This is a genomic window from Vibrio hibernica (assembly GCF_015223435.1).
Taxonomy (GTDB): domain Bacteria; phylum Pseudomonadota; class Gammaproteobacteria; order Enterobacterales; family Vibrionaceae; genus Vibrio; species Vibrio hibernica.
The window spans coordinates 89,755-114,593 of the sequence record NZ_VHKO01000004.1 but is presented as its reverse complement, the minus strand read 5'-3'; the positions used below and the strand labels follow the sequence as shown (position 1 = coordinate 114,593).

Annotated in this window: 20 protein-coding genes and 1 pseudogene; 7 read left to right on the top strand and 14 right to left on the bottom strand. The window is 41.2% G+C overall.

The window, feature by feature from the left end:
* Position 1 precedes the first annotated feature (1 nt).
* Positions 2-1,216 (bottom strand): multidrug effflux MFS transporter, encoded by a 1,215-nt coding sequence (locus tag FH976_RS03390; RefSeq protein ID WP_194089509.1) that lies wholly within the window; start codon positions 1,214-1,216, stop codon positions 2-4.
* Positions 1,217-1,319: 103 nt separating this feature from the next.
* On the opposite strand from FH976_RS03390, the gene FH976_RS03385 reads away from it, so the two are divergent.
* Positions 1,320-2,228: a LysR family transcriptional regulator gene (locus tag FH976_RS03385; protein ID WP_194089508.1), complete on the top strand. Its 909-nt coding sequence runs from the start codon at positions 1,320-1,322 to the stop codon at positions 2,226-2,228.
* An 80-nt stretch (positions 2,229-2,308) separates the two neighbouring features.
* Here the strand turns inward: FH976_RS03385 and yjjG are convergent, their stop codons facing one another.
* The 3 genes from yjjG to FH976_RS03370 form a co-directional block, all read right to left on the bottom strand.
* Complete coding sequence (gene yjjG / locus FH976_RS03380) at positions 2,309-2,983, bottom strand: pyrimidine 5'-nucleotidase (RefSeq protein WP_194089507.1); 675 nt, start codon at positions 2,981-2,983, stop codon at positions 2,309-2,311.
* Between the two features lie 73 nt (positions 2,984-3,056).
* Positions 3,057-3,650, bottom strand: coding sequence for an NADPH-dependent FMN reductase (locus tag FH976_RS03375; RefSeq protein WP_194089506.1), 594 nt, complete (start codon positions 3,648-3,650; stop codon positions 3,057-3,059).
* A gap of 46 nt (positions 3,651-3,696) precedes the next feature.
* The gene (locus FH976_RS03370; protein WP_194089505.1) at positions 3,697-4,569 is read right to left on the bottom strand and encodes an EamA family transporter; all 873 of its coding nucleotides are present in this window, start codon (positions 4,567-4,569) and stop codon (positions 3,697-3,699) included.
* Positions 4,570-4,713: 144 nt separating this feature from the next.
* Here FH976_RS03370 and FH976_RS03365 point away from each other — a divergent pair, with 144 nt between their 5' ends.
* Positions 4,714-5,187, top strand: a complete 474-nt coding sequence (locus tag FH976_RS03365) for a MarR family winged helix-turn-helix transcriptional regulator (RefSeq protein ID WP_194089504.1) — start codon at positions 4,714-4,716, stop codon at positions 5,185-5,187.
* 71 nt (positions 5,188-5,258) lie between these two features.
* Here the strand turns inward: FH976_RS03365 and FH976_RS03360 are convergent, their stop codons facing one another.
* The 7 genes and pseudogenes from FH976_RS03360 to FH976_RS03330 form a co-directional block, all read right to left on the bottom strand.
* A complete protein-coding gene (locus FH976_RS03360) occupies positions 5,259-5,753 on the bottom strand; it encodes a MarR family winged helix-turn-helix transcriptional regulator (protein ID WP_190330212.1) in 495 nt (164 codons plus the stop codon).
* 178 nt (positions 5,754-5,931) lie between these two features.
* Positions 5,932-6,948: a glycine betaine/L-proline ABC transporter substrate-binding protein ProX gene (gene proX / locus FH976_RS03355; RefSeq protein WP_194089503.1), complete on the bottom strand. Its 1,017-nt coding sequence runs from the start codon at positions 6,946-6,948 to the stop codon at positions 5,932-5,934.
* A 213-nt stretch (positions 6,949-7,161) separates the two neighbouring features.
* Complete coding sequence (proX, locus tag FH976_RS03350) at positions 7,162-8,190, bottom strand: glycine betaine/L-proline ABC transporter substrate-binding protein ProX (protein WP_194089502.1); 1,029 nt, start codon at positions 8,188-8,190, stop codon at positions 7,162-7,164.
* A 46-nt stretch (positions 8,191-8,236) separates the two neighbouring features.
* Complete coding sequence (proW, locus tag FH976_RS03345) at positions 8,237-9,343, bottom strand: glycine betaine/L-proline ABC transporter permease ProW (RefSeq protein WP_194089501.1); 1,107 nt, start codon at positions 9,341-9,343, stop codon at positions 8,237-8,239.
* 5 nt (positions 9,344-9,348) lie between these two features.
* Positions 9,349-10,475: pseudogene (locus FH976_RS03340) on the bottom strand (quaternary amine ABC transporter ATP-binding protein).
* A gap of 439 nt (positions 10,476-10,914) precedes the next feature.
* Complete coding sequence (locus FH976_RS03335) at positions 10,915-11,337, bottom strand: group II truncated hemoglobin (protein ID WP_194089500.1); 423 nt, start codon at positions 11,335-11,337, stop codon at positions 10,915-10,917.
* A 126-nt stretch (positions 11,338-11,463) separates the two neighbouring features.
* Positions 11,464-14,607: a chitinase C-terminal domain-containing protein gene (locus FH976_RS03330; protein WP_194089499.1), complete on the bottom strand. Its 3,144-nt coding sequence runs from the start codon at positions 14,605-14,607 to the stop codon at positions 11,464-11,466.
* Positions 14,608-15,082: 475 nt separating this feature from the next.
* Here FH976_RS03330 and FH976_RS03325 point away from each other — a divergent pair, with 475 nt between their 5' ends.
* The gene (locus tag FH976_RS03325) at positions 15,083-16,663 is read left to right on the top strand and encodes a BCCT family transporter (RefSeq protein WP_194089498.1); all 1,581 of its coding nucleotides are present in this window, start codon (positions 15,083-15,085) and stop codon (positions 16,661-16,663) included.
* A 117-nt stretch (positions 16,664-16,780) separates the two neighbouring features.
* Here the strand turns inward: FH976_RS03325 and FH976_RS03320 are convergent, their stop codons facing one another.
* Positions 16,781-17,701 carry a DMT family transporter gene (locus FH976_RS03320; protein ID WP_194089497.1) on the bottom strand — a complete coding sequence of 307 codons (921 nt, stop codon included), beginning with the start codon at positions 17,699-17,701 and terminating at the stop codon, positions 16,781-16,783.
* A 92-nt stretch (positions 17,702-17,793) separates the two neighbouring features.
* Between FH976_RS03320 and FH976_RS03315 the strand changes: the two genes are divergently transcribed.
* A complete protein-coding gene (locus FH976_RS03315) occupies positions 17,794-18,690 on the top strand; it encodes a LysR family transcriptional regulator (RefSeq protein ID WP_194089496.1) in 897 nt (298 codons plus the stop codon).
* Between the two features lie 155 nt (positions 18,691-18,845).
* Here the strand turns inward: FH976_RS03315 and pyrC are convergent, their stop codons facing one another.
* Entirely contained in the window at positions 18,846-19,877 is a 1,032-nt protein-coding gene (pyrC, locus tag FH976_RS03310) for a dihydroorotase (RefSeq protein ID WP_194089495.1), read from the bottom strand.
* Positions 19,878-20,055: 178 nt separating this feature from the next.
* Here pyrC and FH976_RS03305 point away from each other — a divergent pair, with 178 nt between their 5' ends.
* The 3 genes from FH976_RS03305 (at position 20,056) to FH976_RS03295 (ending at position 24,208) form a co-directional block, all read left to right on the top strand.
* On the top strand, positions 20,056-21,264 hold the full coding sequence (locus tag FH976_RS03305; protein ID WP_194089535.1) for a YcbX family protein: 1,209 nt from the start codon (positions 20,056-20,058) through the stop codon (positions 21,262-21,264).
* A 278-nt stretch (positions 21,265-21,542) separates the two neighbouring features.
* Positions 21,543-22,868 carry a peptidoglycan DD-metalloendopeptidase family protein gene (locus FH976_RS03300; protein WP_194089494.1) on the top strand — a complete coding sequence of 442 codons (1,326 nt, stop codon included), beginning with the start codon at positions 21,543-21,545 and terminating at the stop codon, positions 22,866-22,868.
* A gap of 62 nt (positions 22,869-22,930) precedes the next feature.
* The gene (locus tag FH976_RS03295; RefSeq protein ID WP_194089493.1) at positions 22,931-24,208 is read left to right on the top strand and encodes an MFS transporter; all 1,278 of its coding nucleotides are present in this window, start codon (positions 22,931-22,933) and stop codon (positions 24,206-24,208) included.
* Positions 24,209-24,307: 99 nt separating this feature from the next.
* Here FH976_RS03295 and FH976_RS03290 read toward each other — a convergent pair whose 3' ends face one another.
* The gene (locus tag FH976_RS03290) at positions 24,308-24,835 is read right to left on the bottom strand and encodes an RDD family protein (RefSeq protein ID WP_194089492.1); all 528 of its coding nucleotides are present in this window, start codon (positions 24,833-24,835) and stop codon (positions 24,308-24,310) included.
* Positions 24,836-24,839 lie beyond the last annotated feature (4 nt).

Here is a 24,839-nt window from a genome sequence, read left to right as displayed (position 1 = left end):
TTTATACCATTCCAGCTTCGGCTGAGGTTTTTCTATTGCTCATAATTAAAACCATCACCATAACAACCGTCATTATTAAATAAAAAATACCTAAATCATTTTGAGTATGGACGCAATTTCTTACCAAAAACCCACCACCAAAGCCTGCTACACACATTTGAATCGAACCTGAAAGGGCAGACACTGCGCCAACGCGATTTGGGTGAGGTTCTAATAGTAATGACATCGATAATGGAAACGTCATACCCTGTGCAATGGTTAAAATAGTGAAGGCAGTAATTAAGTGCTCGACAGAAAGCGGGGTAACTAATAACCATATACCGGAAATAGCCATGATCACGAAAGCGAGGCTCAAAATTTGACTACTTTGAAAGTAATTATTTAAACGGTTGACGGAAATACTGCCGATCAATAAACCGGCGGAAGGGATGATCATCGCTTGGCCGTATTCAGATGCCGTCATCCCCAGTTCATTTTGGAACAGGAACGGTAGAATAGAAAGTGAGACGACAGCCCCTAGATAGCTGATCCAATTATAGCTGGCACTGGAAATAACCTGACGATTGGTGATTAATTCGGCATAACCGCGCAGCACTTTTCGCACATTAAAACGGCTTTTGGCATAAGGAAGCGTTTCAGGCAATATACGCCAGCCGAGCAGAACAATTGCCGATAAATAAATTAGTACGGCCATAAACACGCTTTGCCAGCCAAAATTGAACGCTACCCAACCACCAAATACAGGTGAGATGATCGGTAAGATCGATGCCGTGATCGATAAGTAAGAGAGCGCCTTGGTGAGGTTCGCACCATCGTAACTGTCTCGTAATACACTGCGACCTAATACCGAAGCGCTACCTGCGCCCAATCCTTGCAATAAACGCCCCATCAATAATGCTTCAAAGTTATTAGCAAAATACACGCAGATTAATGTGCCGATAAGATACACACCTTGACCCATCAAAAATACCGGGCGGCGGCCGATTGCATCGGATAACGGTCCATAAAAAAGCTGAGATAAACCAAAAGACAGTAAGAAGAAGGTGACAATGGATTGTACTTGCGCTTGAGAAACTGCCAGATCATGGCTAATAAGTGGTAATGATGGCAAATAAATACTGACGCCGACCTGGCCCGTAGCAATGATCATCATCGCGAGCAAAAGTGGTGTTTTTTTAAAGGTGTTGATCGCTTTAATCGTGGTTTCTGTTTTCATTTAAGTAGTGTACTTTGAAGAATATAAAATGATAATGACTCTAATTGGAAAGAGATTGAGTCCTTTTGGGAATCAATTGAAGCGCATAACTTGGGTGGTTCAGATGGATTGGATAGAATCGGTTAGAACATATATAAAAGTCGTCGAAGAAGGCAGTTTTAATCAGGCTGCGCGGCGTTTAAACACGACCAGTTCCGCGGTGAGTAAGCGTATTCACTTTTTGGAGCAACGTATTGGAGTGCAATTATTAAAGCGCACCACGCGATCCATTAGCCAGACGGAAGCGGGCGCAATGTTTTATCAGCGCGGTAAAAGACAATTAGAACAATGGCAGTCTTTGGTGGATGAAACTCGTTCAATCAACCAAGCACCAACGGGATTGTTACGAGTGGGTACAACCCTGGCGCTTGGGTCTAAATTTTTTATGCGTTATGTGGATGATTTTTTGCGTCAATATCCGCACATTAAAGTCCAGCTTATTACCACCATGCCCGGACAGTTGCCTGAATTAAGTTTTGATATTTTTATCGGGCGAGAAATTGAAAATCTCGATACCTTAAGTTTTCGAGCGGCGCCTCTGGTGGATTATCAATCGGGCTTTTACGCCTCACCACTTTATTTGAAAGAACACGGTGCGCCGCAGAATATTGATGAACTGTCTGATTACAATATGCTGATTTGGGGCGAGAAGGTAGAAAGAGAAGTTAGGTTATCCGTGGAAGGGCAACGCTCTAAAAAAGTGCGGTTAACTGGGAATTTTTCGACCACCAACCCTGAAGCATTATTTCACAGTGCTAAGCGCGGCATGGGGATCATTCTTTCTAACCAAGTGATGTTGCAAGAAGAAATTCAACGTGGTGAGTTAGTTCGTATTTTGCCTCATGTGACTTCGGAACATACTCGGGTATATGCGTATTACCCAAAACTAGATTATGAGCATACCCGTACTCAGTTGTTTGTTGATTATTTAAAACAGCGCTTAAAAAGTGAAAAAGATGTATTAGTGGTATAAACCGAGAGTCTTTTTAGCTCTCGGTCATTGATTTATCGTTGTCGGTACTGATCTGTTTAGATAGCTTTAAGCACGATGACTTAAGCTTTAAGAATAGTTTGTAATTCGGTTAAAGAACTGACCGTATAATGCGGCGTGATGTGCTCAACAGTATTCGCGCCGTGAGAATTTAACCAGCAGGTTTCGATACCAAAATTTAACCCACCTAAAATATCAGAATGCAGGTTATCACCCACCATCAGTACCCGTGATTTACATGGATTTCCTATACGCTCGAACGTGTGTTGAAAAATCCCGTGATCAGGTTTCGCAACACCGACTTCTTCTGAAATTACCACGTGCTTAATGTATTTATCCATCCCAGTGCGTTCTAAGCGTATCGCTTGCAGTTCGGTAAAACCATTGGTGATGATGCCAACTTGCGCTTTACCAACTAAGGACTCCATTAATTCTTTAGCGCCGGGTAGTAAGCTGCAAATATCGGCCATTGCTTCAAGAAAAGAAGAGTTCAGATCGACGGTGGTGGTATTGAGTTTTTGTGCCCAAGATTCAAAACGAGTGTGTTTTAATTGCGCCGCAGTAATGTCACCATTTTGATAGTCAACCCAAAGAGGTTTGTTCACGTTTTGGTAGGCGATAAAGTCTTGTTCGGTAAAATCCACGCCTTTACGCGAAAACATTAATTGAATCCCTTTAAATGAATCAAAATGGAAAAGGGTTTCGTCAGCATCAAATAAAATCCAATCATATTTCATGGTTACTCCTTATTTTGGTGACACTAGTGTAACGATTTTTATTTTTGGTGATAAGGGGGTGCTAAGAAATAGCTTACATCCCATAGCGAAAAGGTTTGCCCAATGAAATAAAATCTCGGTGTATTGGCGCGAGAGCATGGGCGTAACCAGAAAGTAGATGCAGAGTGTACTCACATCGAGCAAGAAAGTGTGGGTCGATGATGGTTGACTCTTCGCTTAACAGAGAGTCAACCTCACGAAAGATAAGGTGATCAGGTAAAAAGCAAACATGGTTATTTTTATTGCCTGTCATTCGTAATTCACTGATAGGGTAAACTCCATTGATACTGGCAGAGACACTAACGAGTAAGGCCGGCTTGTGCGCAATCTCTTCATCTGTGGTGAGTAGCAAAAAATTCTTGAGCGCAGGCGTTGCCATTCCATGCCATTCTGGTGTAATAAAAATAAAGGCATCAGATTGAGATAATTGTTGAGCAATGGGTTTCCATTGTTGCCATTCGTCATCGTCATTCCAGACGCCTTCATTCCAAAAAGGTAGAGCCAATTGGTGTAAATCTATGATGTTAATGTCATCAAATTTCGAATGAGCTAATTGTTTTAACACATTCGCGACATTTAAGCTTTGGGACTGTGGTCTTTGGCTACCAGAAATAATAGTGAGTTTCATGGTTAATTCCTTTTATTCAAATAGTTAATGAGTGATGGATTACGGGTTAGAGTGCCGACTGTTTTGATGTTTTATTGCTTAAAATAATTGAAGAGAATATTGCTAGCGCGCCTATTAGTTGGCTTGGTGTAAAAGCTTGCTGTAAAAAAATATAGCCGAGTACACAAGCGGAGACGCTGCTGAGAAAGCCTAAAAATGAAATGGAAATGGCAGGCAACTTTTCTATACCGCGAAACCATAAAAAGTAACCTACAATTGCGCCGATTATGCCTAAATAGAGGTATCCCAATACGTTGGTGAGGCTGATGTCGTTTGGAATACCTTCGACGCTCAAGGCAACTGGAGCAAGAATTAAGCCACCAAATAATAATTGCCAGCCGGTAAAGCCTAATAAACTCATTTCTTCTGGGCGTCCCCATTTTTTAGTTAAGACCACGCCTAGTGCCATGCTCAAGGTTCCCAGCAATGCGATAAAAATACCTGTTCGATTAAGATCTGCATGGTTGTTGAGCACTAATAAACCAATGCCAGTAATGCCGATTATGCCTGCAAGAATATGCTGGGAGGTGAGTGCACTCTTCAGTAAAAATCGACTGAGGACGATCACCATTAATGCTTGGCTTGACATGACTAACGCAGCCATACCGCCGGGTAAATAAGTTGCGGCATAGAAAAGGCAGTAGAAAAATAAGCCGATGTTAAGAAAGCCTAATAGTGCAAGACGAAGCCACCAATGCCCTTTGGGTAAGGTTCGAGTGATCATTATTAATAGTATTCCAGCAGGAAGCGCTCGCATAAGGGCTGCCATTAATGGACTGTTTGTTGGAAGAAATTCGCTAGTAACAATATAGGTGCTTCCCCAAATGATAGGAGCCAGTGCAGTGGTAAGTAGTAGCAGTAATAATCCAATTCTAGACATTATCGTTTCCTTCAATATTTCACTTCTAATGCGCACAGAGTAATCTTTATTGAAAGTAACTCCTGTGAAAGATACTTTCATTAAAGTAATGGATATTTGCATTTTTATCAAGTATCTTTTTTAAAAGTTACTTTTGAGATTTGAATGATGAAAGATTCGGTCGATACAATTTTGCTGCAATGGTTACAAGTTCGCCCCGACCTTGATTGCTCAAGTATGGGCGTGGTTGGTCGTGTTCGACGCACCAGTGAGCAATGGAAAAAAAACATGGAGAGAGTGTTTAAGCTCCATCAATTGAGCTCAATTGAGTTTGATATTCTTGCTACGTTACGTCGGAGCCAAACACCATTGACGCCAACAGAGCTTTATCAAACTCTGATGTTGTCATCGGGAGTGATGAGCACTCGTATTGAATCTTTAGTTCAACGAGGTTTATTACAGCGTCTTGCGAGTGAAGAGGATCGACGCAGCTGCCGAGTGGAATTAACCGAAGAGGGAATGGTTTTAATCGATCTTGTTGTTGTTGAGCATGTCCAGAATATGGAAAGCATGCTGTCACCATTAAATCATAAAGAACGAGATCAGCTGGCTGAGTTGTTGAGAAAATTATCCCAATAAAAATGGCGATATCATTTGTTAATGATATCGCCATTTTTGGTATAGCACTGAAGTGGACAGTTATGGCTACATTAATTGCTCGGCGTATCGGCAGGGTAATGCGTAATATTACCGACTTCGAGTAATGGCGCGACATCTAAGTGTTCCGCATTCATCATCGATGAAATACGTTGCACGGAGGAAACGAGCAAAGATTGCTCCCAAACATCCAAGCTTTGAAAGCGATCAATAAAGTGATCTTGCAAAGGAAGTGGCGCTTTTTCGAGTAGAATTGCACCTTCTTCGGTTAGATAAGCGTGTACTTTTCGTTTGTCTAATTGGCTGCGTTTGCGCTCAACTAGCCCACGTTTTTCGATTCGATCAATAATGGTCGTCGCGGTTGCTTGACTCATATTGGTATTTTTTGAGATCTGTCTAATGGTGACTTCACCACAATCACGAATTGAGCGCATCAAAAGTAGTTGTGGTCCGGTCAAGCCTAATTCTTTGTTGAGCTTTCTGGAATGTAGATCCACGGCGCGGATGATCTGGCGAATCGCTACCAGAACTTCTTCATGTTTGTTCATGTGATGTCCTTCTAGTTAGGAGGAGGAAAGTACCTTATCTATCGTTATTCGAAAAGGAAAATCTGCAAATTGCTGTAATCTACCAGTCACTATAAAGCGACTGTTTGAGAGGAACTACCTTGGTATTTCCAGTTTTTATGAAAATACCAAGGTAGTTTAATCATGAATAAATGGAATATTATTTCGCTGCGGCTTTCGCTTGAGCTATCCATGAATCAAATGTCTTTTGGTGTGCTTTGATCCAACCGTTAGCGTGGGCTTCGATATCCGCAGGTTTGTTTTGACCTTTTCTCATCATAAGATTTTCTTGGCTAATATCGTTTACACTGAGTTTCATAATGGCAAACAGTTTTGCAGCTGCTGGGTTTTCTTCAGCAAATTTCTTATTGGCAACAATACGCATGTTATTTACTTGGAATCCGTAATTGCGACCGTTTGGTAACTCGGTATTTTGCTGTAATCCTTTCGGCATTGAAGAAAATGGCACTTGTAGCCACACCACATCTTTGCCAGGGATTAACTCACCGCTCACCCAATAAGGAACCCAACCATAGTAAAGAATTGATTCACCGTTGTGATAACGAGTAATGGTATCCGCAATTAATGCCGAATAGCTACCTTGCTGATGCGTTACCGTATCTTGCAAACCATAAGCTTTAATTTGGTTATTGATGATGCTTTCTGTTGTCCAGCCCGGTTCACTGCCGGTTAGATCCGCTTTACCATCCCCATTTGAATCAAATAATTTGGCTAATTTAGGGTCTTTTAATTGACCAAGATTGGTGATGTGATATTTATCGGCGGTCTTTTTATCAATCAAATAACCTTGCGCGGCATTAGTGACGTAATTACCCTTTCGATAAAATTTATCATCACCCCCAGAGAGCTCGTATTTGTCTTTATGCTGTGGATCCCAGTTAACGGCTAAATAGGTCGCATCGTTATTAGCGATTGAGGTGAAAGCAACGCTGTAATCAACTTCTTTGCTTGCTCTAACGGTATAACCGAGTGATTCCATTGCTTTGTTTACAATAAGCGTTTGAAAGGTTTCTTCTGCAATGGTGGATTGTACTGGTTGAACGGTAATTCCTTTACCGGGTAATTCTTGTGCTTGAACCGTCGTTACAAATGAAGTACTCAATAAGACACTTGAAAATAGTAAATGAGCAAAAGCTTTCTTCCGTGGGGCATTCATAGTTTATTTTTCTCTTGTAATAAATAATGTATTGAAAGGAATTGTGAGTGGTTTGAGTGCAATAATTGGTGGGTCAAAGTCGGTTAGTTAAATCTTGGTTGAACTTGACCGTAATTTGTATCACTCCTCACCCTAGATACATTGAAAGGAAAGCTGCCAAAGGCCTCTGGCAGCTTAATGTAGAATTGACCGCTTAATATAAATCTATGTTTGTTATTTAGCAGCGGCTTTAGCTTGTTTTATCCAAGCATCAAATTGTTTTTGGTGCGCCTTGATCCAACCGTTAGCGTGGGCTTCGATATCAGCAGGTTTGTTTTGACCTTTTTGCATCATCAAGTTTTCCGCACTGACATCGTTAATGTCCAGTTTCATGATGGCAAATAGTTTTGCAGCAGCTGGGTTTTCTTCAGCAAACTTTTTATTGGCAACAATACGCATGCTGTTCATTTGGAAGCCATAGTTCTTACCATTTGGAAGCGTGGTATCGATATCACTACGATCGCCTGGTAATGAAGAGTGTGGCACTTCTAACCAAACTACATCTTTTCCTGGGACTAATACACCACTCACCCAATATGGCGTCCATGTGTAATACAGGATGGATTCACCATTTTTATAACGAGCAATAGTATCGGCAATGATCGCAGAATAACTACCTTGGTTATTATCAACAGTGGCTTCTAATCCAAAATCTTTCATTTGATGATTAACGACGGGTTCACAACCCCAACCTGGATTACAACCGGTTAAGTCTGCTTTACCGTTATCGTTAGTATCAAACAGTTTGGCAATTTTAGGGTCTTTTAGTTGCTCAATGTTGGTGATGTGATATTTATCGGCAGTTTTCTTATCAATCAAATAACCTTGTGCAGCGCCTGTGATGTATTGGCCTTTACGATAGTATTTGTCATCGCCGCCAGCTTGCTCATATTTGTCTTTATGAAGGGGAGCCCAGTTAACGGCTAGGTAAGTAGCATCGCCATTGGCAATCGATGTGTAACCAACGTTGTAATCGACTTCTTTGGTTGGCTCTACTGTGTAACCAAGAGATTCCATTGCTTTATTTACGATAAGCGTTTGGAATGTTTCTTCGGCAACGGTTGATTGAATTGGTTGAACGGTAATGCCTTTACCCGGCAAATTTTCTGCGTAAGTCGCGGCAGTAAAGGTAAGCGCACTGGCAAATAATGCACCGGTAATCGCTTTTGTCGTTCGTGTTTTTGTCATCCATGTCGTTTTCATACTTTCTCCTAGTTAACTTGTTTACACTTAGTATGTAGATTCATTTTTATGATGAAGATGTCGAAGTGTTTTTACTTGTTAGCTTGTATATCAAAGATGCTGGGCCAGTTTCATACCAGCGAGTTTTCTTATCTCGGGCTGCAACACCTATGGTTTGAGTTAGGCGATCAAGTAAAATAGCTAAGATAACGATGCCTAAACCACCAACCGCTGCAAGGCCCATATCTAATCGACCAATACCACGCAATACCATTTGACCTAAACCACCAACGGCAATCATTGACGCGATAACCACCATTGAGAGTGACAACATTAAGGTTTGGTTAACACCTGCCATTATTGTTGGCGTTGCAAGTGGTAATTGAACTCGGTACAGCATTTGTTTCGGACTCGCACCAAATGAATGACCTGCCTCGATAAGCTCTTCTGGTACTTGTTGAATACCTAAAATAGTTAAACGGACAATAGGCGGTAGGGCGAAAATAATCGTCACCACAACACCAGGTACATTACCGATACCAAACAGCATGACGATTGGCACTAAGTACACAAAAGCCGGTGTGGTTTGCATCGCATCGAGTATTGGGCGAATAATTTTGCCTGCGGTTTCACTTCTGGCGAGCCAAATCCCCATAGGTAAACCAATAAGCAGACAGAAAAAGACCGAGGTAAGTACTAGGGCCAATGTCACCATTGCTTCTGACCATGCACCAATTAAGCCAATTATGGTTAAAGAAATCAGCGTTGAGATCCCCATTTTTCTTCCAGCTAATTGCCATGCAATCAAGGTTAAAATGGCAATCATGACTATCGAAGGTGTTGATACTAAAGCGGTTTGAAAAGAGGTTAAAATAAAGTCAATCGGTACACGTATTGCTTGGAATATCGGGCGTCCATGCATAACAAGCCAATTTAATGAAGTTTCAACCCAGTTATCAAATGGGATCACGGCATCTTTAAATGGATGAGACCAATCAATACTTTGCTGAACATGTTCTGTTGGCGCATTGCTTAACCAGGATGTTGTGCTTTCGGCAGAGCTTGCAGTAGACCAAGGATCTGAGTTGGCTGTGGCATCAACGGTTGTGCTAGCCCAAGGATCGGCTGCCGCTGCTTGGCTAACCGTTTCTGTAATAGTAGTTTCGGTTGTCATAATGATTACTCTCTATCTAATGTTTGCAGTAGGCGCGTTTTGGTTATTACGCCATAATATTGACCTTTTTCATCCACAACAGGGACGGCATAAGGGACATCTGCTACTTTGCTGATTAGCTCGCTGACGGGAGTGTCTATATCCAAAGACAGGGTATCTTTGAGCAATGCTGAGCTTAAAGTCCTTCCTTCTTTTTTGGCGAGAGTTAGAGAGTCTATGGAGACAATGCCTGCATAGATATTGGCTTTGTCGGTGACGATACCGTAGTCACGATCGTGATCCGATAAAATTTGTAGTGCAGCTGCTGGGCCGTCGGTTTCACCTTTCTTGAAGACTGCCGCAGGTTTTTTACGTGCAATATCTTTGGCTGAGTAAACCGATGCTACGTTTACACCACTAAAGAATGATTCAACATAATCATTGGCTGGATTTTGTAATATTTCATCTGGTGTACCGACTTGAACCACCACGCCATCTTGCATAATGGCGATTCGGTCACCAATTCGCATTGCTTCATCTAAATCATGAGAGATGAAAACAATTGTGCGTCGATCATCACTTTGCAGGCGAATGAGTTCATCTTGCATTTCGGTTCGAATTAATGGGTCGAGAGCTGAGAATGCTTCATCCCGCCGGATAATTCATCTGGATAAGATTCGCATTGATTTTCAAGTCCTACTCGAGCTAATGCTTTTCGAGCAGCATCATTACGTTTATCCAACTCAACGCCCGATAATTCAAGACCAAACGCGGCGTTTTGGATGACGCTCATATGTGGCATTAAGGCGAAGTTTTGGAAAACCATACTGATGTTGTTACGACGAACGGTGCGCAGTTCTTTATCGGAAATAACGGCAATATCTTTACCATTTAAATAAACATGGCCTTTGGTTGGTTCAATTAAGCGATTTAACAAGCGAACTAAGGTTGATTTTCCTGAGCCAGATAGACCCATAATAACAAAAATCTCACCTTCATTAATGGAAAGGGAAACATCTTTAACACCAACGGTTAAGCCCGTTTTGTCAAAAATTTGGTCTTTATCGAAACCTTGTTCTAATAATTTAAATGCCTCATCAGGGGATTCTCCGAATACCTTGTAGAGATTTTTTACTTCTAATTTAGTTGTCATGTTTTATTGCATCCTTGACTAAATTTTACAAAATCTGAACGTCATGATTTTGTAAATTGTTTAGTACTCTAACGAATTTTGGTAAGAATTGCAAAAATATGACGATTTCACAGGTAATGAACATCCTGCATTAGACTTCTATGAAAGTGTTTATATATTCCCTAATACATTGAAACTTAGTTATTATTTGTTTGTAATCTCAGCCTTAAATTGAACTATATTCATAAGTTGTTTCGGGCTATGAGCGGGAGATATGATGGGATCAACAAAATATTTAATACTGGTTGGTTTGTGCCGAGGTAAGCTGTTAATGGTTTTACCTTTAAGTTATTCTCGCGTGTTATTTCTGTTTTGATTTGAATTGCGTTATAGCCTAAATGAATGGCGAATCATGTTGAATTATTCACCTTCACTTTTTAAATAATGAAGGTGGATATTATTACTTAGGTTGTTGTGCACATGCCATTCTAATTCTTTCGGCCGGTGCTCTTAATTGCGTGATTAGATACTGTTTGAACACCTCTTCATAAGGTTGTTCAGATATAGCCTTTTGCATACATAGTATCCAGGCTTCACTCTCTTCATCACCAATGGGTAAATGTCTATGCGCCGACGGTATATTTATGGACCCATAAGTCTCAGTGTACAATCTAGGGCCGCCTAACCAACCCGATAAAAAATAAGCCAGCTTTGTTTGCGATGAGGTTAAATCATCACTGTGCATATCGCGTATAACCTTTGCTTCTGGCAGTGTATCCATAAAGCCGTAAAACGCCTCAACGAGCTTAATTAACCCTGAAATCTCTCCTGCCGCTTTATACGAACAATCTCCGATACCATATTGACGTTCTTTTGAATTCATTTTATTCCAGCTGCCTATCCTTAATTGAATAATCTAAACTGTATCATTGTCCGCCGCGCAGCAAAAATAAAAATGCACGTCATACAAAAATGACGTGCATTTGATTGTCGATATTTTTGCTAACGACTAAAGGTTACACACTTTTTCCCAGCTACTGTCACTACCCGGAGTCGAAGCTGTCCACCAATTTGCTTGATAGATGACACCATTATTAATGACCTTATCACCCTGATTAGCATGATCGTTTTGTGGGAGAGTTGGATACGTTACCAAGCCAGTACCATCGCAACTTGCACTGCCGCCACCATTATCGCCACCACCATTATTCACGGATAAATCGGCGACTGGAAAGTCAGGGTGCTCAAACTTAAAGCTGTAGTCGATACCATTGATATTGACGGTATAATTGGCAGGGCCTGAAATTGGTAGGTAATACACCATATCCAACTCGTAGGCTTCACCAGCCGGCAAGCTTTTCCATGCAGGTAAAGTAAAGGCAACACGATGCATCACGCCATCTAAACCACCAATGTTATCGGCGCGAGTATGACCAGAGCTAATGACAGCTAAACCGCCACCGGATTGATCTTTAGCGTTATCTGGCGCAGAAGTTGGAATATCGAACTGGAATTCGGTTCCACCTGGAATATCTTGGCCTGTGTTGTTGGTAAAGGTGATTTTTGGATTAATTGGGTAGTTTTGATCGCCCACTTTAAATCCGCCAATACTCACACTAATATCCACCACTTGTTCTGGCATTGCGCTGGTGGCGACTTTATTACCGTAAGGCGCTGCGGATTTGAACTCATCATAAATGGCTTTGGTCATGGTGTTACCCATGTGATATTCGCCATTACCAGAAGCACAGGCTTGTTCAGTTGAATCAACGGTGGTTCGCTTGCCGTTTGCATTTAACACATAACAGCTATAATCGCCCGCCAGTTCCCAGAACATTATACCACCAATCCCTTGGTCGATAACGTAATCAGCTTTGGTGATGATCGATTCTTTATCTTCGGTTGATAAGAAGACTTTTTTATCTTCATTCCATAACCAAGGTGCGACCGCAACACTGTCGTAATAACGAGTGTAAGAACCGGTTAAAGCATCTTCTGGATTGGTGTCTGGGTGTAAAGCATAAGCATCGGCATACGATCCCCAAATGCCTTTTTCGAGATTTTTGGCATGCCACATTGGGTTCGAACCTGCACCCATTTCATTGCCTTTTGGATCGGTGTCGTGCCACATGTTGTCGATACCTACCGCGCCATGACCACAGTTGTTTTTCTCTCCTTCACCTGTGCCAGCATCACATTGAGTTTGATCGGGTAATGCTGCACGACCCCATAAACCATGATCGCCGCCAGTCACGCCTTGCCAGCCGCGAGTATAATAAGGCACGCCAATATTGATTCGTCCCGCCGACATAGAGCCGCGGAAGAAGTGATATGCCCAATCGGTGTTTAGATAACCAATGCCGCCATAGGCAGCCGTACCATAAACGTTCCACTGTGCAAGCTCTGAGTCTTTACCAGTATCGTATAAAGCCGCATTGTGACCAACGTGATCATTCCAAGCACCATGCAAGTCGTAAGACATAATATTGACATAATCGAGATACTTGGTGACGTTAAAGGTTTCCATGCCACGTAATAAATAGCCTGAAGATGGTGCGGCGATGGTTAACATATAGTATTGATCGTCAGCCGCCGATGCTTCATCTACTTTTTCTCGTAGCACTTTCATTAGTTCTTGATAAGAAGCCCATAAATGCGCACGACGCGGCTCCATAATGTCTTTATCAAGTGGATTGCCAGCGCCAGCCATTGAGGTTGGGTATTCGTAATCGATGTCAATACCATCAAACTTATACTTTCTGATTAACTCAACTGCCGACTGAGCAAATTTTTCAATCGCGGTATGGTTAATCGAACCATCGGCATTGGTGGTCATGGTATAGAAACCACCATCATCAACACGAGAGCCATCATCAGCAAAGTGACCGCCTGTTTCGGCCCAACCACCAATCGATATCAGGGTTTTTACGCCATAACGTTTTTTGTAAGTAGCCAGTGCTCCGAAGTGGCCTTTGAAGCCTAACTCGGGATCCACATCCACACCCAGCCATGTTTTATTAACCGCGGCATTGTTTGGATCATTAACATCACCAATGTTGACTTTGCCATCAGCACCAATACTGACGAAAGCGTAGTTAATATGTGTTAATTGATCCCATGGAATGTCTTTTACTAAGTAAGCGGCTTGTGGATCATCGCCCGATCGCCAACTGGTAAAGCAGCCTATAACACGGCGAGGGTGATCGGCTCCCATGATCTCGCGACCGTCTTCATCATAAGCATCACAATAAGGAACGTTGACACCTTCGGTTTGATATAAACCATCGGGACGACAAGAGTTGGTGGTGGGTAAATCACTTAATACTTTTAAAGAAACGGCAGAGGAATCGGTTGTCGCTCCTTTGTTGTCCGTAGCTTTAGCAAATACGGCTAAAGTTCCTGCTTTGGTGGTGGTGTAATCAAGAGTGTAAGGAGCAGAAGCAACCGTACCCACCAAAGAACCTGCAACGTAGAAATCGACTTTATCAACCGTGCCATCGCTGTCTGCCGCACTAGCGGTCAATGTGACCATTTCACCCACATTAACGCTTGTTGCTGAAAGAGCCGCAGAAACGGTTGGCGCTTGGTTGCCATCGGTTTGCGCGGTTTTAACATCGACAGTCACACTACTTTGAGTACTCTGTGCGCCTTCATTATCGTATGCAATAGAGCTAAAGCTATGTAAACCTGAAATAGCGGTCCAACTTGCTTTATAAGGTGCGGTGGTCGCTTGTGCCACAATTGAACCATCGACTAGAAATTCAACACGAACAATACTGCCATCAGTATCATTGGCGTTAGCCGCTAGTGTTACAATGTCGCCTTCGGTAATATCCGCTGTTGCTAATGGCGCTGTAAGATCTGATGTCGGTACTTCATTAGTGATAACGTCACTAGAGCAAGTGTCAACTAATGCCCAAGCTCCCCATTCACCCGCCTCTATAGGACTATTGCCTTGAGTCCAATATTTCGCACTGTATACACTGCTATCTTGTTGTACTTTATCTCCGCCATTATAAATTGAGCTCGAATTCCACTCTTCTAGCGAACTACAATCGGCCGCCGCATAGCTTCCGAATGCCATGATGCAGCCTATGGTTAAGGTACTTAGCCGAAAGGCATTTTTACCAAACTGAGTTTGCGTTATTTCCATATTAAATCATCCTTAACATATTGTTTTTACTTATTGTATGGATAGCTATTATTCAAGTTATAGACTTAAGTTCTCGCGCAAAACAACTGTAGGATAATTTATATAATTCACACTTAAATATTGTGATAATTCAATAGTGACTCGGAAAAATTAGCTTATGACATGCAAAAAATTACAACAGTTTGTAGAAGTAATCGGTTTTTTAGTTATCTTGACATTTCAATAACATAAGAGGCAGTTTTAAAGTATTTTTTTTGATCCGTTAAATAAATAATGGCTCATTGGATTGACGTGACTTTATAAACCTTTACCCTGTATCCGCTCAACTTATGGCTGATCATTTTTTTGTTATTTATTTATATGATCGGGTGACTGAAACAGTTGTAAGTGATCGCGACCTGTTTGAAAGGGATAGCAGCAGGTGTAAATACATCTTTGTTATGGTTTGAGCCATGCAGAGAAAAATGGAGTCAGAATGTCTGATTTAACCAACTCCCTAGAGACAACTTCACAAAATCCTCAATTACAAGAAGCGGCCCCATCCACATCCGATAAATTAGGTCTCACCAATCCTGCATTTTGGTATAGCGGTGGTTTTATTGCCCTTTTTGTCGTACTTGCCTTATTTGATGGTCAAGTATTATCCAGCCTGGTTAATACTGGCTTTGCTTGGTCAGTAGCGGTCTTTGGGCCTTTTTGGCAAGTTCTTTTATTACTTACTTTTCTTATTGGATTGGCTTTAGCTGCTGGGCGTACTGGGCGTGTAATCCTTGGTGGAGTGGATACACCAGAACTGCCTAATTTTCGTTGGATGTCGATTCTTTTTTGTACTCTACTTGCTGGCGGAGGTGTATTTTGGGCGGCGGCTGAACCTATCGCACACTTTGTCAACGCACCTCCAGTTTATGCTGCCACCGATGATATTCAGCAACTAGCGATTAATGCGCTTTCGCAATCCTTTATGCATTGGGGTTTTTTAGCGTGGGCGATTGTGGGTAGTTTAACGACAATTGTGGTAATGCACCTTCACTATGATAAAGGCTTACCTCTAAAACCTCGAAGTTTACTTTATCCCGTCTTAGGTGAAAGAGCGCTCTATGGGCATACTGGTGCCTTAATCGATGCTTGCTGCATTATTGCGGTCGCGGCAGGCACAATTGGTCCAATTGGTTTCCTTGGGTTGCAAATTAGTTACGCTTTAAATGAATTGTTTAACGTGCCTGATGGTTTCACTACCCAGATGATCATCGTACTGTTTGCTATAGCTTTGTATACCCTTTCTGCATTGAGTGGTTTAAATCGCGGAATGCAAATGATCAGCCGTTATAATGTTATTTTAGCGGCTGGATTAATGATCTACATTTTAATCTTTGGTCCTACCAACTTCATTTTCAATGGTTATATTCAAGGCGTTGGAACCATGATTGATAATTTCATTCCCATGGCGACTTATCGTGGTGATGAAGGATGGTTAAGCGGCTGGACGGTCTTTTTTTGGGGATGGTTTTTAGGCTATGGGCCTATGATGGCCATTTTCATTGCTCGTATTTCTCGCGGTCGTTCGATTCGTCAATTAATTTGTACCATAAGTTTAGTGGCGCCATTAGTAACGTGTTTTTGGTTCACTATTATTGGTGGCAGCGGGTTGGCATTTGAGATCGCTAATCCGGGCAGTGTCAGTGCGGCATTTGAAGGCTTTAACCTTCCAGGTGCATTATTTGCGATTACTCAACAATTTCCAATGCCAATTCTAATTTCGATTTTATTTATTGTATTGACGACGGTATTTATTGTGACGACAGGTGACTCAATGACTTACACCATCAGTGTTGTGATCAGCGGAGAAACAGAGCCTAACGCGATTATTAGAACCTTTTGGGGAGTCATGATGGGCGTGACAGCTATTATTTTGATTTCACTTGGTGAGGGTGGAATTTCGGCGTTGCAATCATTTATTGTGATCACGGCGGTGCCAGTATCGTTTATATTATTACCGTCATTGTGGAATGCACCACAAATTGCAATGAAAATGGCAAAAGAGCAGGGCTTTGATTAATCGATCATATTGATGACATAAAAAATAAAACCAACCTTCGGGTTGGTTTTTTTCTATTAAAAAAAGCTTTCAATAGCTAGGCGTTATAAATATTGACACCTAGCCAATGTCAACGGATTACGATTTTGTTAGCCGAGGCTTAAAGGTAATTAAGCGTGGTAATAATAAACCTGCAATCACAACAGCAACCCCGACGAGTTGTAATTGCGTCACGCTTTGTCCCATTAGAAATGAAGTAAACAAAGCAAATACAGGTACAAAATTAAAGAATAATGAGGCATTGGCTGAGCCTAGTTGGCGTACGCCATTTAACCATAATAAATAACCCGCTACCGTGCCAAAGAGTCCGATGTAAATTATCTCGGTCATGCCTACGGTTGTGCTATTCATGAACTCATCAAAAGGGTGAACGTCAGGGGTCATTAAGCACATGACTCCAATCACCACTGCGCCACTGACCATACCGACAAAGGTGTATGGAATCACTGGCATCCAACGACTGATCCCTTGGCTGCAATAAGTATATAGACTCCACGCGAGCATTCCGGTAAAAATAAGTTTATCACCATGATTAAGCTGCATATCCAGCAATGTTTCTAAGTGTCCATTAGTGATCACGAGCATGACACCCGACAAACTGACCAATAAACTAAAACATTGTGCGGCGGTTGGCAGAATACGCTTTGCAATACAAGCGATCAGTGATGTCATTAATGGACTGAGCGCCATAATGAGTGAACCATTAGCAGCGCTGGTATAAGTTAGCCCTGTAAATAGGCCGAGATTTAAGCCTCCAACGCCAACGGCGCTTACTGCCACAGCCCAAACCCATTGTTTAGTCGTTAATATAATTTTTGGACCACGAATCATTTTTATATATACCGCTAGGCAGACCGCGGCAATCGTAAAGCGCCAAAAAACCAACGTAAAAGCATGCACTTCATTTAAAGCATTTTTACCGAGAGGAAAGGTGCTTCCCCAAAAAAAAGCACACAGAACTAAAAGTAGCACGGCTTTAGTGGTGGTTGAAAAGTTCATATTATTCCATCTTACTTGTTAAAAACGTGTCACTAGTGTATTAGTTTCAATAATTAGATAAACAGGCAAAAATAAGATGGTAAATCCTATATATGAAATCTAACTATTCACTTGATGACCTACATTATTTTTGTACTGTAGCACGTTTAAAAAGCTTTAAAGCCGCGGCAGAAAGTTTATCCATGCCACTTTCTACTTTGAGCCGCCGTATTCGTCAATTAGAGCAGGACTTACAACTTAGGCTATTAAACCGAGATGCACATCGAGTATCACTTACGCATACAGGAGAGCTGTATTTCCAGAGAGCCCATGATTTATTCGATGAACTGAGTGATATTGGTGAAGATCTACACAGTGAGAAATATCAGCCCAAAGGTAAGGTTCGGATTAGCGCCCCAATCAATGCTGGCTCTCAGTTCTTACGTGAGATTTTTTATGATTTTTTATTGGAATATCCTGATATTCAATTGGATTTACATTTTTCTAATATTTTAATTGATATTGAACAAGAAGGGATGGATGTGGTTTTTAGAGTGGGGAATCCTGTTGTGGACAATTGGATTGCTCGGCCATTAAAGGATATCCATTTTATTTTGTGCGCATGTCCCAACTATGGCACCAACGCAATAACGCATCCGACGGATTTGTGCGGTAAACCGGTGATCATTTGCCATCCGATGTCTATTTGGCAGTTAGTCAATGTAGCCACTCAGCAAGAATATGATTTTCAAGCTACTCACGGTATCCGATTAGAAGTAGATGAAATTCAAATGTTGACTCATGGCGTCAAAAAAGGTCTAGGTATCGGCTATATTCCAGATTATTTTGCGCATCCAATGATAGCAAATAATGAACTGAGTCGAGTCTTACCAGAATGGCGCAGTAAGGTGAGAACGCTATTTATGCTGTACCGTGATCGAGATAACTTACCAATGCGAGTGCGGTTATTTGTTGAGTATGTGGTTACGCGTTTTGATGAAATGAAATAAAAACCTTATCGGATCTTATCGTTTAATTAATACTCACTAAATCAACGCTGATTTTACCTATGATGATAAATAAAAAGCTCGGGTATGGATTGATCCCAATACACGAGCTTTTTATATCAATATTCTGTTAATGATAAAACATCACCTAATCGCTTTTATTTTACCAACCATTCAATCTGTTCATTGGCTCTAATTGGCACGACAACATCGTCGCCAAAAGGCATCGTTGCAGGAACAGACCATGATGATTTTTCAATCGTGATGGTGTCGCTATTACGCGCGATATTATAGAAATCAGGGCCATTATGGCTAGCAAACGCTTCTAGATTCTCAATCTTGCCCTCTTTATCAAATACTTCAGCGTAAAGTTCAATTGAAGCATGCGCGGTATAGGATCCAGCACAACCACAAGCGGTTTCTTTTTTGCCCTGAGCGTGAGGGGCAGAGTCGGTACCGATGAAGAATTTCTTATTGCCGCTGGTGGCAGCTTCTATTAATGCTTGTTGATGAGAACCACGCTTCAAAATTGGTAAGCAATAAAAGTGAGGACGGATACCGCCCACGAGCATGTGATTACGGTTGAATAATAAGTGGTGCGCAGTAATGGTGGCTGCCACGTTATCGCCCGCATTTTTAACAAACTCAACGGCGTTGCTGGTGGTAATGTGCTCTAACACGATTTTTAAATGTGGAAAATCATTAACGATTGGTGCAAGAACGGTACTTAAGAATATTTCTTCACGATCAAAAATATCCACATCGTGAGCCGTCACTTCACCATGGATAAGTAATAACATGCCAATTTCAGCCATTGCTTCTAAGACAGGATATATTTTCTGCGCTGAGGTAACACCAGAGTCAGAATTGGTGGTCGCGCCAGCAGGGTAGAGTTTACAAGCAACTACTTTGCCAGAAGCGTGTGCGGTGCGAACATCCTCAGCGGTAGTATTATCGGTTAAATACAGCGCCATTAATGGTTCAAATGAATGATGACTATAGTTATGCGCCATAATGCGTTCGCGATATTCAAGTGCCATATCTAAATTGGTCACAGGTGGAATCGTATTGGGCATGATCAACGCTCGACCATTGTAACGGCTGATATCTTTTACGGTATTGGCTAGTGCATCTCCATCGCGTAAATGAACATGCCAATCGTCAGGACGGGTAATGGTTAGAGTTGTCATGAATTTCTACCTTTATTTATGAGCTAATTTCTGATGCTAAATGCTTATGGGTAAAGTCGTACGCAAACGCTTTCGTTTGGTGCGAATAATAGAGGAAATAGCTCTGATTTTCACCTGATCTTTTATTGAGATTTCTGATAACATTCTATCAATAGCATAAAAAGGAATTGGAGTGGAAATGAGCAAGGCTGAATTGGAAAGAAAACTCGCTAAGATTGAAGCGACACTTGGTTTTGATGATAAGGATGGCCTAGATGAATATACTCCCGCTTTACTCTCTCAAATTAATGTTTATCCAGTAAAATCGATTACAGGGATTGAACTGTCGTCATCTTGGGTTGAAAAACAAGGTTTAAGCTTTGATCGTCGTTTTATGGTGGCCGATATGAATGGCAGGATGATCACCGCTCGTGAAAACAATCAAATGGTGCGGGTAAAATCGGCTCTGCAATCCAATGGTTTAGTATTAACCTACCCAGAAGCAAAACCATTGCATGTGAAATTTACCGATTGCTCAATGGCAGAGGTGACGTGTCAAGTATGGGGCGATGAGTTTCAAGCTTATGCAACGTCAGAAGAAGCCAATCAATGGTTTAGTTTTATTATTGGTAAAAAAGTACAGTTATTGTTTACGGGTGAGCAATCGAACCGTCAGCGAGAAAAAATTCAAACCAATGTGAGCTTTGCTGATGGTTACCCATTGTTATTGATAAGCCAAGCCTCTCTTGATGAATTAAACCAACGTTGTCTAGATAAAGGAAGCACTGTGCAACACAGCATGGCTCAATTTAGACCTAATATTGTGGTGTCCGATACGAAAGCTTTTGCTGAAGATGGATGGAAACGTATTCGTATTGGTGAAGTTGAATTTGAAATCGTGAAATCTTGTATGCGTTGCGTACTGACCACGGTTAACCCTAAAACGGCGATGCGCAGCGAACAAAATGAGCCCCTTAAAACGTTATCTACTTTCCGTGCTGATGAAGAGGGGGGTATTTATTTTGGCCAAAATGTGATCGCTAAAAATGAAGGTATGATCCGTGCGGGTGATGTGGTGGAAGTGCTCGAAACCAAAGAAAAACAGTTCTACCAAGACACCAGTGAGGATGTGGTAGAAGTTGAGCCTGTAAAAACCATTATGATTAGCATCGATGGTAATTTATTTGAAGGTGATAACCAATCAACCTTATTAGAACAAGCCGAAAAAGCAGGGTTTGCGATCGCCAATAGTTGTCGTTCTGGTTTTTGTGGAACCTGTAAAATGACATTAGAGTCGGGCAAGGTCGATCAGCCTGATATGCCGGCTTTATTTCCAGGTGAAATCGATGAAGGTAAAGTGCTTGCGTGTTGCTGCGTTCCTAAGTCAGATGTCGAATTAGTCAGTTAGTTTATTCGTTATTGCCAATAATCAACCGTCGTTAATTTGAGCTTTAACGATGGTTTTTTATTGCTTTATGGGTTACCCGATGAGAGTGAATGCGTTCGCTTTTTTTGTGAAATTAAGTTACATTTCCGCCTGCGTTTTTGAACTCTTTTGACCTAAGTTGTCTTAGTTGGTCACTCTTGGTGAATTCATGCGTATTTTACAGGCTTGTTTCTGCCAAATTTTTTTCCATTCTCTGCCTTGTTTTACTACTAAGGTAATGAATTATAAACACTTATATTATGCCTAAACTACGATTATCACAATTACGTCAACATCCTTTATTTCCCCGTATGATTCAAATTATCATCGGTTTAGTTTTCCTTTGGTTCTTATATGCCATTTTTTCGGGAACCAGTGATGGACGAAAATCAGTGGATATGGATATGGAGAAAGTGTTAGCCAAAGAGCAGGAAGCGGTGGCTAAAACCAAGCCGATTAGACCACTAGAAAATGCGCCTTTATTCTCTTATCAAATTCAAAGTGGGGATAATTTAAGCAGTATTTTTGTTCGTTTAGGTGTGCCCTATGGTGACATGCTTAGCGTTATGGATACCGACCAAAACCACCTCACGTTAGATACATTACGACCGGGTAATACATTAAAAATTTGGATGGATGAAGATCAAAAGCATCTCACTAAACTAGAAGTGGAATTCACTATTGCCAATAAAGTGGTGTTTACTCGTAATGATGATGCGAGTTATACCTTTGATGAAGTTATCCTTGATGGTGAGTGGAAGACATACCCATTAGTGGGTGAGATTCAAGGCAGTTTTTCAACTTCAGTCTATCAAGTTGGTGTGTCAGGTCGAGAAATTGCCAATATCACTCAAATCTTAAAAGATAAACTTAACTTTGGACGTGATTTACGCGCTGGAGATAAGTTTGAAATTTTGCAAAAACGTCAGTTTATTGATGGGGTTGCCAGCGGTAGTCGAGAAATTGATGCGATTCGAATTTATAATCGTGGCAGTGTGATCAGTGCGTATTTACATACAGATGGTCAATATTACGATAGCCATGGTGATAGCTTACAGCGTGCATTTTTACGCTGGCCGACTAAAATACATTATCGTATTAGTTCGCCGTTTGATGCCCACCGTTTGCATCCAGTCACGCATCGTTTAGCACCGCATAATGGTACCGATATAGCATCACCTAGTGGCACTGATGTATTTGCGACGGGGGATGGTATTGTGACTATGACCACCAATCATCCCTATGCTGGTAAATATGTATCTATCCAACATGGGGCAACCTATTCGACTCGTTATTTACACCTGAGCAAAATATTAGTGCGTAAAGGGCAGGTCGTGCATCGTGGACAATTGATTGCTAAATCGGGCGCAACAGGGCGGGTAACTGGTCCTCATTTGCATTATGAGTTCATTATTCGCAATCACCCGGTGAATTTTTTAACGGCAAAAATCCCGATGGCAACATCGATTTCTAAGAAAGATAAAGCCGCGTTTAATGCCAATGTAAAACAAATAGATGAAGAATTTAAGCAAGCAAAAGAGATAGCAAAACAGGAAGATAAGTCGGCCGAAAACCAGTCGAGTTAAGTCATAAACATAAGGCAAGTGAATGAATCTCACTTGCCTTTTTCATTTTAAATGGATTGAAAATGAAAAATTTAACGACCCCGCCTTTAACATCCCAATCTTTAGAATCAGAGCCAACGTCAGATGAAGGATTACAGCATCGCACCGATATAAAACATAAATATAGCTGGCAAAACCCGCAAACTTTTTTGTTATTGGTTTCGATTGTCGTTCCGATTGCTTTTGCTAGCTGGCAAGCACTGCTGAATAACTTTGTCATTGAAAAAGCCGCGTTCACTGGTGCCGATATTGGTTTGTTGCAAAGTGTACGTGAAATCCCGGGTTTCTTAGCGTTTACGGTTGTCTTTGTGCTGCTATTTATTCGTGAACAGAAGTTTATGATCGTGGCATTAGCGATGCTTTCTGTTGGCGTTGCTATTACGGGGTTTTTCCCATCTGTATTGGGTTTATTGCTTACGACATTATTGATGTCTACTGGTTTTCATTACTTTGAAACCTTAAAGCAGTCTTTGTCTCTACAATGGCTATCAAAAGAAGAAGCACCAGAATTTTTAGGCAAATTAATTGCCGTTGGTGCGTTAGCTTCATTGCTTACTTATGGCGCATTGTGGAGCATGCTAGAAATCTTCAAATTAGATTACTGGCATATCTATTTGATCACTGGCAGCGTGGCATTGGCAGTGACTGTATTTATGGCGCTTGCTTTTCCTCAATTTGAATCGACAACCATTCAAAATAAGAACTTAGTATTACGCAAACGTTATTGGTTATATTACGCCCTAACGTTTATGAGTGGCGCGCGTCGTCAGATTTTTACCGTATTTGCGGGCTTTTTGATGGTTGAGAAATTTCACTATTCCGCTGCCGATATTACGTTATTATTTTTAGTCAACTATGTATTTAATTTCTTGTTCGCTAAAAAAATTGGCCGCTTTATTGGTGTGGTCGGTGAGCGTAAAGCGTTGATCTTTGAATATATTGGCTTGATCTTAGTCTTTGTTGGCTATGCGTTGGTTCATAATGCTCATTTAGCGGCCGGTTTGTATGTTATTGATCATTTATTCTTTGCTTTAGCATTAGCGGTAAAAACATACTTTCAAAAGATAGCGGATCCAAAAGATATGGCATCAACGGCGGGCGTATCATTTACCATTAATCATATTGCAGCGGTCATTATTCCAGTTAGTTTTGGTTTACTGTGGCTCCAGTCTCCCGCGGCAGTATTTTATATCGGAGCAGCAATGGCAGCAGTTTCATTATTGCTCGCTTTTAATGTTCCATCTAAACCAAGTATTAATAATGAAGTATGCCTGTTTCGATGGGGAAAGAAATCTGATTAGTCTTTACTAGTAATCAAGACTTAGTGGCGGGCTAAAAATAACAAGGCCGAACAGATAATAGTTTCTGTTCGGCCTTATTGTTTACTAGATATTGTGAATCTATTTATTCGTCCAATCTGGTTGAAAGGTATTGCTTTTAGGTCTAATCACAACACTGCCCGCGAGCTTGTCGTGAAAGCCTTGTTTTTTACTATCAAATGCTACCCATATGAAACCTAAAAAGAACAAGAATGTAGAAACAAAATACCCTAAATAACGAATAATCGATTGTGGGGTCGTTAGTGGTAAACCTGTCTTTGCATCAACTACTTTTGCTTTGATCAACATTTTTCCCGGTGTGGCTGAGCGGTAACGCCAAAATAAAACGGTAATGATCAGCAGAGGTAAATAACTCCATAATGAACCTTGAGGTAAGATATTTGACCACGAGGTACTAAAAGAGTGAAAGCTTCCCATGTCATTTTCGACCGAGTAACTTTCAACATTATTGAACATACTGCCAAGAGGTAATAAAAGTAATAGGCAAGAATAAAGAACCGTATCGACGAGGCTGGCTCCAACGCGAGCCCAAAAACCGACATATTCATACTCAATAGGTGTTCCGAGTGGGTTGTTAAAATTAACCATGTTG